Source organism: Methylobacterium amylolyticum (assembly GCF_030700245.1).
In the GTDB taxonomy this organism is placed as follows: domain Bacteria; phylum Pseudomonadota; class Alphaproteobacteria; order Rhizobiales; family Beijerinckiaceae; genus Methylobacterium.
Window position 1 is genome coordinate 1 of record NZ_JAUYZI010000043.1, and the last position, 15,552, is coordinate 15,552.

The 15,552-nt window shown below is 73.3% G+C and carries 13 protein-coding genes; 10 read left to right on the top strand and 3 right to left on the bottom strand.

All coding sequences use genetic code 11. From position 1 onward, the window contains the following. Window positions 1-366 precede the first annotated feature (366 nt). From Q8W71_RS24505 to dnaE, 7 genes are all read left to right on the top strand, one after another. A complete protein-coding gene (locus tag Q8W71_RS24505) occupies window positions 367-930 on the top strand; it encodes a nitroreductase family protein (protein WP_305528031.1) in 564 nt (187 codons plus the stop codon). Window positions 931-1,040: 110 nt separating this feature from the next. After that, complete coding sequence (locus Q8W71_RS24510) at window positions 1,041-1,349, top strand: toxin-antitoxin system TumE family protein (RefSeq protein WP_305528032.1); 309 nt, start codon at window positions 1,041-1,043, stop codon at window positions 1,347-1,349. Further along, window positions 1,324-1,695, top strand: coding sequence for an HVO_A0114 family putative DNA-binding protein (locus Q8W71_RS24515; protein ID WP_305528033.1), 372 nt, complete (start codon window positions 1,324-1,326; stop codon window positions 1,693-1,695). The genes Q8W71_RS24510 and Q8W71_RS24515 overlap by 26 nt, the downstream gene beginning before the upstream one ends. A 402-nt stretch (window positions 1,696-2,097) precedes the next feature. Then, complete coding sequence (locus tag Q8W71_RS24520; RefSeq protein WP_305528034.1) at window positions 2,098-2,727, top strand: flavin reductase family protein; 630 nt, start codon at window positions 2,098-2,100, stop codon at window positions 2,725-2,727. Window positions 2,728-2,817: 90 nt separating this feature from the next. Continuing rightward, window positions 2,818-4,002: a lytic transglycosylase domain-containing protein gene (locus tag Q8W71_RS24525; protein ID WP_305528068.1), complete on the top strand. Its 1,185-nt coding sequence runs from the start codon at window positions 2,818-2,820 to the stop codon at window positions 4,000-4,002. Then, window positions 3,999-5,495: a DUF2336 domain-containing protein gene (locus tag Q8W71_RS24530; RefSeq protein ID WP_305528035.1), complete on the top strand. Its 1,497-nt coding sequence runs from the start codon at window positions 3,999-4,001 to the stop codon at window positions 5,493-5,495. The genes Q8W71_RS24525 and Q8W71_RS24530 overlap by 4 nt, the downstream gene beginning before the upstream one ends. A gap of 819 nt (window positions 5,496-6,314) precedes the next feature. After that, window positions 6,315-9,827 carry a DNA polymerase III subunit alpha gene (gene dnaE / locus Q8W71_RS24535; RefSeq protein WP_305528036.1) on the top strand — a complete coding sequence of 1,171 codons (3,513 nt, stop codon included), beginning with the start codon at window positions 6,315-6,317 and terminating at the stop codon, window positions 9,825-9,827. Between the two features lie 487 nt (window positions 9,828-10,314). Here the strand turns inward: dnaE and Q8W71_RS24540 are convergent, their stop codons facing one another. Further along, window positions 10,315-10,650, bottom strand: coding sequence for an energy transducer TonB (locus Q8W71_RS24540; RefSeq protein ID WP_305528037.1), 336 nt, complete (start codon window positions 10,648-10,650; stop codon window positions 10,315-10,317). 95 nt (window positions 10,651-10,745) lie between these two features. Then, complete coding sequence (locus tag Q8W71_RS24545; protein WP_305528038.1) at window positions 10,746-11,279, bottom strand: hypothetical protein; 534 nt, start codon at window positions 11,277-11,279, stop codon at window positions 10,746-10,748. 185 nt (window positions 11,280-11,464) lie between these two features. On the opposite strand from Q8W71_RS24545, the gene Q8W71_RS24550 reads away from it, so the two are divergent. After that, window positions 11,465-11,608, top strand: a complete 144-nt coding sequence (locus Q8W71_RS24550; protein ID WP_305528039.1) for a hypothetical protein — start codon at window positions 11,465-11,467, stop codon at window positions 11,606-11,608. A gap of 25 nt (window positions 11,609-11,633) precedes the next feature. Here Q8W71_RS24550 and Q8W71_RS24555 read toward each other — a convergent pair whose 3' ends face one another. Next, the gene (locus Q8W71_RS24555; RefSeq protein WP_305528040.1) at window positions 11,634-12,029 is read right to left on the bottom strand and encodes a hypothetical protein; all 396 of its coding nucleotides are present in this window, start codon (window positions 12,027-12,029) and stop codon (window positions 11,634-11,636) included. Window positions 12,030-12,413: 384 nt separating this feature from the next. Here Q8W71_RS24555 and recO point away from each other — a divergent pair, with 384 nt between their 5' ends. Together recO and parC are read left to right on the top strand one after the other, a co-directional pair. Further along, a complete protein-coding gene (recO, locus tag Q8W71_RS24560; protein WP_305528041.1) occupies window positions 12,414-13,133 on the top strand; it encodes a DNA repair protein RecO in 720 nt (239 codons plus the stop codon). A gap of 45 nt (window positions 13,134-13,178) precedes the next feature. Beyond that, complete coding sequence (gene parC, locus Q8W71_RS24565; protein WP_305528042.1) at window positions 13,179-15,425, top strand: DNA topoisomerase IV subunit A; 2,247 nt, start codon at window positions 13,179-13,181, stop codon at window positions 15,423-15,425. The last annotated feature ends 127 nt before the right edge of the window (window positions 15,426-15,552 follow it).

A 15,552-nucleotide genomic window follows, 5' to 3' on the forward strand; every position in this document is an offset into this window, starting at 1 on the left:
ATGGGGTCCGGGCGCGGCTCATTTGGTGCCGCGCCGGGCGCGTACGCCCCTGCCTCCATGCCCACAACCCGAGCCGTCCCGCACCGGACGCGCCGCCCGGGTGGCCGGCCGACTGAAGCCTGACCCCGCGGGCACCGCCCCGCCGCCCAAACCCGCGCTCAGTCCAGCGCGGATCCCTGCTGGACGCCCCTGGGATCGCTCCCTCGGCGCCGGGCGGCAGGCGACTGACTATGAGCATGGAAAAGGAAAAAAGTCAAGAAGATTCGTCGCGGAGGCCGCGGTTCGGCGCGCGCTCGGGGCGCGGCTTCCCAGCCGGACGCGCCCGTGCCACATCCTGGGGCCGCCACGCCGAGGATCCCGAGACGCATGAACGCAACCCTCGACCTTCTGAGGACCCGCCGCTCGGTGCCGCCGCCGCTCCTCGACGAGCCGGGGCCGTCCGCCGCGGAGCTGGAGACGATCCTCGCCGCAGCCTCCCGGGTGCCCGACCACGGCAAGCTCGCCCCCTGGCGCTTCCTCGTCATCGCCGGCGACGCGCGGGCCCGGATCGGGGAGATCCTCGCGGCGACCTGGGCCGCCGACAACCCGGAGGCCGGCCCCGAGCGCCTGGAGCAGGAGCGGCGCCGGCTGAGCCACGCGCCGGTCGCGGTGGCGGTCGTCTCCCGCGCCGGGCCGCACGCGAAGATCCCCGAATGGGAGCAGGTGCTGTCGGCGGGCGCGGCGACCATGAACCTCGTGGTCGCGGCGAACGCCCTGGGATTCTCGACCGCGTGGCTGACCGAGTGGTACACCTACGACCGCCGGGTGCTCGACGCCCTCGGCCTCGCGCCGGAGGAGCGGATGGCGGGCTTCGTCCATATCGGCCGGGCCCGGGAGATCCCCTCCGACCGGCCGCGGCCGGCGCTGTCCGACATCGTCACCTATCTCTGAGGCTCCGCTCCCGCGGCGGACCGTTTGCGTGGTCCGGAACGACGGGCCGACAAACCGCGTCGGACCGTGTTGGCCCTTGAAGACAACACGCCGTCCCGTATCATGGTGCGGTGGCAGCGGTCCTGGTCATCCGCCGCCGGGTGGTCTTCGGGGACCGGGATTTCGCCGAACTGGTCGTCTGGCGCGTACCGAAACCGGTTCCACCCGCGAAGCACGGCTTCAAGTACCGCCTCGTCTACATCGTGGACGGGGAGCGGGTGATCGGCTTCGACAACGAGCGGGGCAAGGGTGATCATCGGCACGAGCGCGGCGGCGAAGCCCCGTACCGCTTCGCCGGCATCGACCGCCTGCTCGATGATTTCGTGGCGGCCGTCGCCGCCTGGAGAAGGGACCATGGCCGAGACCCGAGCGACGACTGAGATCGAGGTCGGCCGGGGCCTGCGCGCCGCGGCGGCGGACGTGGCGGACGCCTGGAAGGCCGCCGAGGCCGGTCGATCCGTCGGGGGCGGGGACCGGATCCTGTTCCGGGACTGGGCCGCCCTGTGCGCCGTGCTGTCCCCGAAGCGGTACGACCTCCTGCGCCACCTCCGCCGCTCGCCCGAGGACGGCGTCCGGGCCCTGGCGCGGGCGCTGAAGCGCGATGTGCGCCGCGTCCACGCGGACGTGGTGGCGCTGGCCGACCTCGGGCTGGTGACGCGCGGGGCGGACGGACGGTTGTCGAGCGAGGTGGACGAGATCGCCTCGACGATCCGCGTCGCGGCGTGAGCGGCCTGGAGCGCTCTCCGCCGGGGTGGACACCGGCCCGGCGCGAGAGAGCGCGTCAAAACAGAGGCTGAGAGCCGTGCACGATGGCAACGCGGACGGTACACGACGGTTCGGAGTTCGCATCGGCCGATCCCAGCACCCCCCCTCATCCTGAGGCGGCGTCGCGCAGCGGCGCCCTCGAAGGAGCCCTCCAGCCGGCCGCGCGATCCCTGGAGCCCTCCTTCGAGGCCCGCTCTCGCGGGCACCTCAGGATGAGGTAGAGGGTCGGAAACGCCCCCCGGCTCGCCGCGTCGTGTATCGTGGGCAACGCGATCGGGACCGGCTCCAGCCCCCATCCCGATTCCAGCACCGCGCGCCGCCGCGCCGGACCGAAGCGCCCGCATCTCGCGAGGGACATGAGCCGTGCACTACGATTTCGACGTCCCCCGCGAGGCGCGCAGCCTGCCGCACAACCCGCTCAAGGCGATCGTCGCGCCGCGGCCGATCGGCTGGATCAGCGCGATGGACGGGCAGGGGCGGCTCAACCTCGCGCCCTACTCGTTCTTCAACGCGGTGGCCGACAACATGGTCGCCTTCTCCTCGTCGGGCCGCAAGGACGCGATGACCTTCGCGGAGGAGGGGCGCGAATTCGTGTGCAGCCTCGCCACCTGGGACCTGCGCGACGGCATGAACGATTCCTCCGCGCCGCTGCCGCGCGGCGAGAACGAGTTCGCCTTCGCCGGCCTGGAGACCGCGCCGTCCCGCAAGGTGCGCCCGCCCCGGGTGGCGGCCTCGCCCGCGGCGCTGGAATGCCGCTGGCTCCAGACCGTGCCGCTGGTGCCGCTCGACGGGGGCGAGCCGGACAATTTTCTGGTGATCGGGCAGGTGGTGTCGATCTACGTCGACGCGCGCTTCGTCGCGGACGGGATGGTCGACACCGCGGCGATGCACCCGATCATGCGCGGGGGCTACTTCGACTACTTCCACGCCACCGCCGACACGCGCTTCCGGATGCGCCGGCCGAAGGGCGCGGGCGAGTTCACCGGGTCCTGAATCGGGCCGGCCCGACGGCGGCCGGATTGAGAGGTTGTTTACCATAAGCGACGCAGGCTCGGAGGGTCCTCAGACCCCGTGCCCGCCCGGATGTTCCTGTTCACCACGCCGTCGAGCCCCTCCGAGAACCCGGCCGCCGCGGCGCGTCCGGTCCCGGGCCCGGCCGCCGGCCCGGGAGCGGGTCAGGCCGCGGGCCCGGTGGTGCAGGCGATCCGCGACGGGGCGAGCGCCAGCGGCGTCGGCTTCGACTACCTGCTCGCCACAGCCCGGCGGGAATCGGCCCTCGACCCGGCGGCCAAGGCCGGGACCTCGACGGCCACCGGCCTGTTCCAATTCATCGAGCAGACCTGGCTCGGGGTGATGAAGAGCGCCGGGCCGCGGCTCGGCCTCGCGGAGCAGGCGGAGGCGATCACCCGGCAGGCCGACGGCACCTACACGGTGCCCGACGCCGACCGGCGGCAGGCGATCCTCGACCTGCGCCGCGACCCGCGCATCTCGGCGACGCTCGCCGGCGCGCTCACCCAGAAGAACGCCGAGGCGCTGACCGGCGCGCTCGGCCGCGAGCCGACGGCGGGCGACCTCTACGCCGCGCACGTGCTGGGGGCGAAGGGCGCCGCCGCCCTGATCGGCACGGCGCGGACCTTCCCCGAGCGGGCCGCCGCCCTCGACCTGCCGGAGGCGGCCGCCGCCAACAGGGGCCTGTTCTACGACCGCACCGGGCGCCCGCGCACCGCCGCCGAACTCTACGCCAACCTCTCGGCGGCGGCCCAGGGCGTCTCCGCCACCGACCTGACCGGCCTGCGCCAGGAGGCCCCGTCGCCGCCGCGGGCCGCCACCGCCTACGCCGCCGCGGCGACGGCAACCGCGGCCGCGAACGGGGCCGGGACCGCGACTGGGACCGCGACCGCGACCGGGTTCGGCGGCAGCGCCGACCTGCGCAGCCTGTTCCAGACCGAGAGCCGGGGCGCGGTCTCGGACGCGGCCGCGCGGCTCTGGCAGGGCCGGTCGACGCCGCCCGCGCCCGAGCGGCCGGCACCGACGTGGTTCCCGCGCTCCGGGGCCGCGGCCGCCGAGGACGGGCCGGCCAACACGGGCGCGCTGCCCGCCGCGGCGCCGCCGCCCGCGGCCCCGGCCGCGATCCCGCCGGGCACCGCCCTGGCGAACCCGCCGCTGCCCCCGCGCCGCCCGGCGGACCTCGCGACCGCGCCCGATGCCGGCGCGCCCAAGACGATACCCCACAAGACCAGCCTGTTCGCCCCCCGGAGCGGCCCATGATCCTGCGTCAGTTCCTGGCCCTGACCCAGAACGCCCCGGCCGCGCGCCGGGCGGAGGCCGCCGCGGCGCTGGCGGAGATCTACCTCTACGGCGACCTCGCCGCGGACGCGGCCTGGGAGGCCAAGACCGCCCTGCTCGCGCTCCTCGATGACCCGGCGCCGGTGGTGCGCCGGGCCCTGGCCGAGGCCTGCGCAGCCTCCGCCCGGGCGCCGCGCCCGCTCGTCGTCGCCCTGTCCACCGACGTGCCGGAGGTCGCCGGGCCGGTGCTCGCCCGCTCGCCGGTGCTGACCGACGCCGACCTCGTGGACGCGGCCGCGCTCGGCGACGCGGGGGTGCGGGCGGTGATCGCCCGGCGCCACCACCTCGCCCCCGCGGTCTCGGGGGCGCTCGCCGAGATCGGCGAGGCGGAGACGCTGGTGGCGCTCGCCGCCAACCCCACGGCGCGGATCACCGCCGGGCGCCTGCTGCGCATGGTCGAGCGGCACGGCGCGAGCCCGGCCCTGCGCGAGGCGCTGCTCGTCCGGCCCGACCTGCCGCCGGAGGTCCGCCACGCGGTGGTCCTCGCCGTGGCGCGGAGCCTGTCCGCCTTCGTGACCGCGTGCGGCTGGCTCGGCGCGGCCCGGTGCGAGCGGATGGAGGGCGAGGCGACGGAGCGCGCGGCCCTCGACGTGTGCGACGGCGCGGGCGCGGCCGCGGTCGGCCGCCTCGTGCGCCACCTGCGCGCCGCCCGGCAGCTCACCGCCGGCCTGATCCTGCGGGCGGTGCTCTCGGGGCGGTCCGACTTCGTGGCGGCGGCCCTGGCCGACCTCACCGGGCTCGATCACGCCGCGGTCGCCCGCGGCCTGCGCGACGGCCGCGGCGTCGCCGACCTCCACCGCCGCGCCGGCCTGCCCGAACCGCTGCTGCCGGCGATGCAGGCGGCGCTGGCCGCCGCGCGGGGGAGCGCGGACGCCCCGCGCGGGGCGGGCCTGTCGCGGCGGATGATCGCGCAGGCGCTCGCCGCCTGCGAGGCGGAGGCGGGCCCGGAGACCCGCGCGGTCGGCGCGCTGCTGACCCGCTACGAATCCGAGGCCGCCCGCGACGCGGCCCGCGAGGCCGCCCGCGCGGTCGCCGAGGCGGCGGCCAGCCGCGAGGCCCTGCGCCGGGAGACGCTGGCCGCCGACGCCGCGTGGCGCGCCGCCCTGGCCGCCCAGCGGCCCGAGCCCGAGGCCGCGAGGCCGGAGATCGACGCGGCGGAGCCGGTCGCGGTCGCGGCCGTCCCGGAGCCGGCGCTCGCCGCGGCGGACGCGCCGTTCAACCCCGTCGGCGCCATCCTCGACGCGCTGCCGGGCCAGATCCTGGAGCATTTCCGCGCCGAGCGGGACGGCGTCGCCGAGCCGATCCACCCGCAGGTCGAGGCGGCGGCGGCGGTTCTCGACGGGCTCGACGCGGACCTGCTGGCTGCGTTCCGGTCCGGGCGCGGGGCGTCCGAGGATCTGGCGATCGCGGCCTGAGGCGGCCTTTCTTTGCTTTTTGTCCGAACCGCTCGCTCGTCGGCGCCGGCGTCGCGCGAGCGCGGTGACCCGACCCAGGGCTGCGCCACGGTCCACGACAGTTCGGCGTTTGCGTCGGCCGATCCCACCAACTCCCCTCATCCTGAGGTGCCGGAGCGAAGCGGAGGCCTCGAAGGAGCCCTCCAGCCAGCCGCGCGATCCCTGGAGGCCTCCTTCGAGGCCCGCTGATGCGGGCACCTCAGGATGAGGTGGAGGGTCGAAAACGCCCCTCGGCTCGCCGCGTCGTGGACCGTGGGGCTGCGCGCGGCGGGCGGATGCGGCGCGCCCGCGCGGCCTCGCCGCGCTCGCCGGAGACGGGCGGCGGATCCGTCGATCGCGCCGTTGACCCGATCGCGCCGTCAACCGTTCGCTAACCCTGTTCCCACCCCGGCCCGTGAATCCCGCCTGTCCCCGCTTCCCTTACGGAACAAAACAAGAACATATGGGCTGACGCACAGGGGAGACGCGGCGATGCTGAAGCGGGTGATCCTGACCGGGATGGTCGAGCTCATGGCGTTCGGGGTGCTGTTCGGGGCGGTGGGCGCGTGGGCGATAGCGTTGACGCCGGTTCGTTGACGCCCGCTTGCGCGTTCGCGATCGGTTCCCGGTCCGGACCGGCTGTGCACAGGAAACCGGAAGTTGCGGCGCGTTTGCGCCCCGGAACCGGCGGATCGGCCGTCGCGACCGGGAGGGCGGTGGATATCCGGGTGCTGATGCGGCCGGGTCATCGACAGGAGCCGGCGGGGGCGGAATCCTGTGCGGCCCCGAACAAGGCCCGCGATGTCACGCCAGCTCCGGGAGGTCGGCTTCGTCCACCTCCACGTCCACTCGTCCTACTCGCTGCTCGAAGGCGCCCTGAAGGTCGGCGACCTCGTGAAGGCGGCGCTCGCCGACCGCCAGCCGGCGCTGGCGCTCACCGACACCAACAACCTGTTCGGCGCGCTGGAATTCTCGGAGAAGGCGGCCAAGGAGGGCGTGCAGCCGATCGCCGGCGTGCAGCTCAGCCTCGCCTTCGAGGCGGCGGACCCGCACGGGCGCCATCAAGCGACCTACCACCCGGTGGTGCTGCTCGCCCAGGACGAGGCCGGCTACGCCAACCTGCTGCGGCTGGCGAGCCGGGCCTATTTCGACGCGCCGCTCGGCGAGGCGCCGCGGGTGGCCGCCGCCGCGCTGCGGGGGGCGTCCGACGGGCTGATCGCGCTCACCGGCGGCGCCTCCGGGCCCCTCGACGCGGCCCTGCGCGCCGGCCGGCCCGAGATCGCCGCCGCACGGATGGAGGCGCTGAAGGCGGCCTTCGGCGAGGACCGGCTCTACGTCGAGGTCCAGCGCCACGGCCTGCCCGACGAGCGCCGCGTCGAGGCCGCGCTGATCGACCTCGCCAACCGCCACGGCCTGTCGCTGGCGGCGACCAACGAGCCGTTCTTCGCGCGTCCCGGCGATTACGACGCCCACGACGCGCTGCTCGCCATCGCGGAAGGCCGCCTCGTCTCGGACGAGCGCCGCCGCCGGCTGACCCCGCGCCACGGCCTCAAGACCCGGGCCGAGATGGCCGAGATTTTTTCCGACCTGCCCGACGCGCTGACGGCGACCGTCGAGATCGCCATGCGCTGCGCCGTGCGGGCGCGGACCCGCAAGCCGATCCTGCCGAATTTCGGCTCGGTGGCCGGCGGCGAGAAAGCGCCGATGGCCGAGGCCCTGGCCGAGGCGTCCGAGGGCGTCGCCCAGACCATCGTCGCCGACGAGCCGACCGAATTGCGCCGGCAGGCGGAGGCCGGGCTGGAACTGCGGCTGAAGCAGCACGGCACCGCGCCGGGCTTCACCGAGGACGATTACCGGGCGCGGCTCGCCTTCGAGCTCGACGTCATCGTGACGATGAAGTTCCCGGGCTACTTCCTGATCGTCTCCGACTTCATCAAGTGGGCCAAGGACCACGACATCCCCGTCGGCCCGGGCCGCGGCTCGGGCGCGGGCTCGCTGGTGGCGTGGTCGCTGCTGATCACCGACCTCGATCCGCTGCGCTTCGCCCTGCTGTTCGAGCGCTTCCTCAACCCCGAGCGCGTCTCGATGCCGGATTTCGACATCGACTTCTGCGTCGAGGGCCGCGAGCGGGTGATCCGCTACGTGCAGGAGCGCTACGGCGAGCGGCAGGTCGGGCAGATCATCACCTTCGGCACCCTGCTCGCCCGCGGCGTGCTGCGCGACGTCGGCCGCGTCCTGGAGATGCCCTACGGGCAGGTCGACAAGCTGACGAAGCTCGTGCCGCAGAACCCGGCCAACCCCGTGACGCTCGCCCAGGCGATCGAGGGCGAGCCGAAGCTCCAGCAGGCGATCGAGGAGGAGCCGATCGTCGCCCGGCTGATCGACATCGCCAAGAAGCTGGAGGGGCTGCACCGCCACGCCTCGACCCACGCCGCGGGCGTGGTGATCGGCGACCGGCCGCTGGAGGAGCTGGTCCCGCTCTACCGCGACCCGAAGACGGGCATGCGGGTGACCCAGTTCAACATGAAGTGGGTCGAGCAGGCGGGGCTCGTGAAGTTCGATTTCTTGGGACTTAAAACCCTGACGATGCTGCGGTGCTGCACCGACCTTCTGAAGCAGCGCGACATCCACATCGACCTCGCCGCGCTGCCGCTCGACGACCCCAGGACCTACGAGCCGATGGGCCGGGGCGAGACGGTCGGCGTGTTCCAGGTGGAATCGGCGGGCATGCGCAAGGCGCTCTGCGAGATGCAGGCCGACCGGTTCGAGGACATCATCGCGCTCGTGGCCCTCTACCGGCCGGGCCCGATGGCCAACATCCCGGTCTACTGCGAGCGCAAGCTCGGCCGCGACGCCGGCAATGAGACGTCGTGGTATCCCCACGAGACGCTGGAGCCCATTCTAAAAGAGACCTTCGGGATCATCGTCTACCAGGAACAGGTGATGGAGATCGCGAAGGTCTTGGCCGGCTACTCGCTCGGCGAGGCCGACATGCTCCGGCGCGCGATGGGCAAGAAGATCCGCGCCGAGATGGACGCGCAGCGCGAGCGCTTCCTGAAGGGTTCGGTCGAGCGCGGCCTGACCAAGGCCAAGGCCGACGAGATCTTCGACCTCCTCGCCAAGTTCGCCGATTACGGCTTCAACAAGAGCCACGCGGCGGCCTACGCGCTGCTGACCTACCAGACCGCCTACCTCAAAGCGAACTTTCCCGTCGAGTTCCTGGCGGCCGCCATGACGCTCGACATCGACAACACCGACAAGCTCGCCGAATTCCGCCAGGACGCGCAAAGGTTGAAGATCACCGTCGAGCCGCCCTCGATCAACGCCTCGGGCGAGGTGTTCGAGGTGCGGGGCGGAAAGATCTATTACGCGCTGGCCGCCATCAAGGGCGTGGGGCGGGAGGCGGTGCGGGCGCTGGTCGAGGCGCGGGGCGACCGCCCGTTCGCGGACCTCGCCGACCTCGCCCGCCGCCTCAACCCGCGGCACGTCAACAAGCGCACCCTGGAGAACCTCGTCCAGGGCGGCGCCCTCGACTGCATCGAGCCGGACCGGGCGCGGGCCTTCGCGGCGGTCGGACCGATGATGACGATGGCGCAGGAGGGCGCATCGGTCATCAAGGAGGACATGAACGATATGTTCGGCGGTGTCGCCGCCGTCAGCGTGGGCCTCAAGGTCCCCCCGCACGAGCTGTGGCCGGTGGCCGACACGCTCAAGCGCGAGTACGCGGCGATCGGGTTCTTCATCTCCGGCCACCCCCTCGACGAGTACGGCGACCTGCTCGACAAGCTGCGCGTCCAGAGCTGGGCCGAGTTCTGCCGCGCCGTGCGCTCGGGGACCACCAGCGTCGGCCGCGTGGCGGCCTCCGTCCTCGACCGGGCGGAGCGGCGCACGAAGACCGGCAACAAGATGGGCATCGTCACCCTGTCCGACCGGACCGGGCATTTCGAGGCGATCATCTTCTCGGAAGGGCTCGGCCACTACCGCGACATCCTGGAACCCGGCCGGCCGCTGGTGCTCCAGCTCCAGGCGAACCTGGAGGGCGAGGACGTGCGCGCCCGGATCCAGACCGCCGAGCCGCTCGATCAGGCGGTGGCCCGCCACCAGAAGGGCATGCGCATCCACCTCGACGACGCCCGCGGCATCCAGGCGGTGCACAGCCGCCTGACCATGCGCGGCGAGAGCGAGATCTCGCTGATCCTGCGGCTGGAGGGCCGCGAGGTCGAGGTGCGGCTGCGCGACCGCTACCAGGCGACGCCGCAGATCGCCGGCCTGCTGCGCACGCTGCCGGGCGTCGCCCGGGTCGAGGTGAGCTGAGACGGCCGGGGCGGGCTCCTGGAGGCGGTCCCGATCGCGTTGCGCACGGTCCGCGACGCGGCGCGCCGAGGGGCGTTTCCGACCCTCCCCCTCATCCTGAGGTGCCCGCGCCAGCGGGCCTCGAAGGAGGGCTCCAGGGATCGCGCGCCCGGCTGGAGGGCTCCTTCGAGGCCTCCGCTGCGCTCCGGCGCCTCAGGATGAGGGGGGCTGATACCGTTTCCGGGTGAACCGTTCGGTGATCCGGCCCCGCACCGTCATCGCGAGCCGTAGGCGAAGCGACCCAGGGCAGCGCGCGGCTTGAGACGGTGGCGCCCCTGGATTGCTTCGCTCCGCTCGCAAAGACGGAGAGCGTCGATCCCGAACCCTTAAGCCGGACGTCGTATGATTAGGATCGGCCGACGCAGACGCCGAACTGTCGTGCACCGCACGCGTCGCCATCGTGCACGGCTCCAAGTCCTCGTCCGGCCTCCGCCTCGGCGGCGAGCGCCTAGCCGGACCGGAGCGAGCGCCGGCCCCCGAGGCGCTGGTGCCGCTCCACCATCCGCTGGCGGTGGCTCCGGATCTCCGGCCCGGCCACCGGATCGAGCGGCGCCGGCACCGCGGGCATGACCTGAACCTGCCGCGCGGCGATCGGCGGCCGGCGCCGCGGCGGCGGCCGTCCCGTCGCCCGGGCCGCGACCGTGAGGGCGGCCCAGCCGGCCGCGCACGAGATCCCGACGAGGACGCCCTCCCAGGACGGCGCCGGCCGGGTCATCAGCACGGCGGCACCGGCGAGCGCCGTGCCGGTCGCGAGCAGCCTGAGCGTTGGGTCTTCCGAGGCCATGCCGCAGTCTCGCCGGTCGGCCTTGCCGCGCGGTGAAGGCGTTCGCTCGATTCCGCCCGATCCACCGCCGTCGCGTCGGCACCCGGCGCCGCCCGCTACCGGGGCAGGCAGGGCGCCAGGGCGGAGCGCAGGGCGGCCGGGTCCGTCACCGGGAACGCGGCCGCGAGGGTCGCGTCCGACCTGCGCGGGCTCGACTGCGTCCAGGTGATCCGCGCACCCGCCTCGGTCAGGCCGGGGCCGAGCCCGCGCAGGGGGTCCTCGCCGCGCCGGGCGCCCGACACGGTGAGCGTGAAGCTGGTGGCCGGATCGACCGCCACCGCGCCGCTCGCCGCCGCCGTCACGCCCCGCACGCCGCCCGCGCCCGAGACCCGGATCGCGGCGAGGGGCTTGGTGCTGCCGGTCGGCCCCTCCAGGGCGTCGAAGTCGAAGGCCGGCGACAGCTCCGCGAAGCGCGGCACGGTGAGCGTCGCGGACAGGCCGTAGCCCTCCGGGTCGCAGGCGAGCCGCAGGGTGACCGGCCGCTCGTCCGCGCCGAGCGTCGCGCGGCCCGCCAGTTCCGCCGCGCCGCCCGCGGCCCGCGCCGGCGCGACGAGCGCCAGAAATCCCAGTACCGCAGCGCCGATCCGCATCCGTCCCTCCCCGCCAGGCCGGCGGGGCATAGCCGATCGCGCGTGCGGCGCAAGCAACCTTTCGTTCACCGCGTTCCGGGGAAAACCCGGGTTCCCGGCCCGGTCTTGTGCGCCGCAGCAACCCGTTAAAAAGCGATCGATCCTAGACACCCGCGCTTAGGCAGCAGGCTTGAGCAGCCCCGGCGATGCGCGCGAAGATCACCCTCGGCCTCGTTCTCGTGGTCTACCTGACCACCGGGCGCGCCCCCGGATTCCGCGAGTTGCGCAACCCGGACGCGGAGCATGCCGGGGCGCGGGTGGCGCTGGTCCAGAAGCGGGCGTGGCTGTGACCGGTCAGGCGGCCGGCGCTGCGGCTCAGGGCTTGTTGCCCAGGCTCTCCAGCTCCGGGAACGGCCGGCTGCGGTGGCCGGTGCAGACCTCGTCGTCGTCGATGGCGCTGAGCCGGTCGCCCTCGTAGCGCAGCACCGCTTTCGGCCGCTCCGGCTTGCCGAAGCTGCGGCCCTTCATCTGCGCCGACACGCAGTAGAGCGTCCGCCCCCCGTCCTCGATCGGCCCGGCGAGCCGGGCGTGCTCGAATCGCACCGGCAGCAGCGACACCGAGCCGAAGGCGACCTGCCGGAGGGCGAGGGCGGCGATGCGTTCCTTGAGGGCCGGGGAGGGGGCGTCGTCGGCCTTGCCCTTCGGCGCGGCGTGGGCGGCCGTGGCGAGGGCGACGAGCGGGAGGGCGATGAGGAGAGGGCGCGTCGGCATGGAATTTTTTCGAGCGATACGCAATTCGGGCCAAGACTATTTCGACGGCAAGCGATTTTTTGAGCGAAGCGATAATACAACTCAGCAGACATAAACTGAACAAGACACGTGCATCTCCCTCCCCCCTCTGCGGGGGAGGGTGGCCCGCGAAGCGGGTCGGGAGAGGGGAGCGACGGTGCCGGATTCGGCGCCCGGCATGAGCTGCGGAGACCTCGCCTGACACCGAGCTCCCCTCTCCCGACCCTCGCTGACGCCGAGGGTGCCCATTGGCCTACCCTCCCCCGCAGAGAGGGGAGGGATGCCGCGCGGGTGGAAGATCCCACGGTGCGATCCCGGCCGCGGGGCACACCGGATTTCCGCCCGTCCAGCCCCTATATCTCCCCCATGCAATGGACCGACGACGCCCTGGTGCTGGGCCTGCGCCGGCACGGGGAGACCGGCGTCATCCTCGAAGCGCTGACCGCGGAGCACGGGCGCCATCTCGGCCTCGTGCACGGCGGGCGCTCGCGCCGGCTGCAGCCCGTGCTCCAGCCCGGCAACCGGGTGCGGGTGGCGTGGCGCGCCCGGCTCGACGAGGGGCTGGGCGCCTTCCGCGTCGAGCCGCTGGCGAGCGCGGTGTCGCGGCTGATCGGCTCCAGCCTCGCGCTCTACGGGCTCGCGCACATGACCGCGCTGCTGCGCCTCCTGCCCGAGCGCGATCCCCACCCGGCGCTCTACGCGGCGGCCGGCATCCTGATCGACCACCTCGACGACGGGGCGGTGGCGCCGCCGCTGATGGTGCGCTTCGAGCTGGCGATCCTGGCCGAGCTCGGCTTCGGCCTCGACCTCACGGCCTGCGCCGCCACGGGGGCCAACGACGCCCTGGCCTACGTCTCGCCCAAGACCGGCCGCGCGGTCAGCGCCTCGGCGGGCGAGCCCTACCGCGACCGCCTGCTGCCGCTGCCGGGCTTCCTCCACCGCGGCGGACCGCCGGGGCCGGACGGCGTTGCCCAAGGGTTTACCTTGACGGGCTACTTCCTCGACCGGCACGTCTGGGGTCCCCGCGGCCTCGGCGTGCCGGAAGAGCGGGCGCGCTTCGTTGCGCTCGGGCGCGAAGCGGCTTAAATCTGTTCGCGTTACGTTCTAATTTCGGGTGATCGCGGAGCCGTCATGGGCCAGCCCTTCGAGCCGCCGTCCGGCGACGGCATCGAGAGCGTCGAGCTGAAATCCGCGCTGGAGGAGCGCTACCTCGCCTACGCGCTCTCCACGATCATGCACCGGGCGCTGCCCGACGCCCGCGACGGCCTGAAGCCGGTGCACCGGCGCATCCTGTACGGGATGCGGCTGCTGCGGCTCGACCCGAACACCGCCCACAAGAAGTGCGCCAAGATCGTCGGCGACGTGATGGGCGACTTCCACCCCCACGGCGACCAGGCGATCTACGACGCGCTGGTGCGGCTCTCCCAGGACTTCGCCCAGCGCTACCCGCTGGTCGACGGGCAGGGCAATTTCGGCAACATCGACGGCGACGGCCCGGCCGCCTATCGCTACACCGAGGCGCGCCTGACCGAGGTCGCCCGCCTGCTGCTCGACGGGATCGACGAGGACACGGTCGATTTCCGGCCCTCCTACAACGGCGAGAAGGAGGAGCCGGTGGTGCTGCCGGCGGCCTTCCCGAACCTCCTGGCCAACGGCAGCCAGGGCATCGCGGTCGGCATGGCGACCTCGATCCCGCCGCACAACGCGGCCGAGTTGTGCGACGCGGCGCTGTACCTGATCAACAACCCGCAGGCGACCTCGGCCCAGCTCGTGAAGTTCGTGGCCGGGCCCGACTTCCCCACCGGCGGCATCCTCGTCGACTCGGCCGCGTCGATCGCCGAAGCCTACCGCACCGGCCGCGGCGCCTTCCGGGTCCGCGCCCGCTGGCACAAGGAGGATCTCGGCCGCGGCACCTGGAACATCGTCGTCACCGAGATCCCCTACGGCATCCCGAAGGGCCGGCTGATCGAGAAGATGGCCGAGCTTCTCCAGGAGAAGAAGCTGCCGCTGCTCGCCGACGTGCGCGACGAGTCGGCCGAGGACGTGCGGGTCGTGCTGGAGCCGCGCGCGCGCAGCGTCGACCCGGTGATCCTGATGGAGTCGCTGTTCCGGCTGACGGAACTCGAAGCCCGCGTACCCCTGAACCTCAACGTGCTGGTCGGCGGCCTCGTGCCGCGGGTGATCGGGCTGGCCGAGTGCCTGCGCGAGTGGGTCGATCACCGGCGCGTCGTGCTCCAGCGCCGCTCGCGCCACCGCCTCGCGCAGATCGACCGCCGCCTGGAGATTCTCGGCGGCCTCCTGATCGTCTACCTCGACCTCGACGCGGTGATCCGCATCATCCGCGAGGAGGACGAGCCGAAGGCCGCGCTGATGGCCCGGTTCGCGCTGACCGAGGTCCAGGCCAACGCCATCCTCGACACCCGCCTGCGGTCCTTGCGCAAGCTGGAGGAGATGGAGCTGAAGCGCGAGTTCGACGCGCTGACCGCGGAGAAGGCGGATCTCGACGCGCTGCTCGCCTCCGAGCCCGCGCAGTGGAAGACGATCCAGAGCCAGATCCGGGCGGTCCGGAAGACCTTCGGGCCAGAGACCAAGCTGGGGAAGCGTCGCACCACCCTCCAGAACCCGCCGGATGTCGGCGGCATCGACCTGACCGCGGCGCTGGTCGAGCGCGAGCCGATCACCGTGATCGTCTCGGAGAAGGGCTGGATCCGGGCGCTGAAGGGCCACGTCGCCGACCTCTCCGGCGTCGCCTTCAAGGGCGACGACCGGCTGAAGATCAGCTTCCTCAGCGAGACCACCCAGAAGATCCTCCTGCTCGCCTCGAACGGCAAGGTGTTCACCATCGAGGCGTCGAAGCTCCCGGGCGGGCGCGGCTTCGGCGATCCGGTGCGGCTGATGGTCGATCTCGACGACGGCACCGAGGTGGTGGCCGCGCTCCCCTACCGGCCGGAGACCAAGCTGCTGGTCGCCGGCTCGGACGGGCGCGGCTTCGTGGCGCCGGCCGACGCGCTGGTGGCCAACACCCGCAAGGGCAAGGGCGTGCTCGGCCTCGACGGCGACGCGGTCGCCACCGTGCTGGTCCCGGCCGAGGGCGACCACGTCGCGGCGGTCAATTCGGAGAAGCTGCTGCTGGTCTTCCCCCTCTCCGAGGTGGCGGAATTGTCCCGCGGCAAGGGCGTGCGGCTCCAGCGCTGCCGCAGCGGGCGGCTCACCCACGCGCACGTCTTCTCCCTCGCCGACGGCCTGCCCTGGCAGGACGGCTCGGCGGAAGGACGGCTCGCCAACGCGGGCGTGCTGGAGAAGTGGCTCGGCCACCGCGCCGAGGTCGGCCTGATGATGGCGCGCAGCTTCCCGAAATTCGAGCGGTTCGGGCGGTGAGGCGGAGGCACCCACCGCTCCCACCCTCGACCACATCCTGAGGTGCCGGAGCGTAGCGGAGGCCTCGAAGGAGCCCTCCAGCCGGCCGCGCGATCCCTGGAGCCCTCCTTCGAGGCCCGCTGGCGCA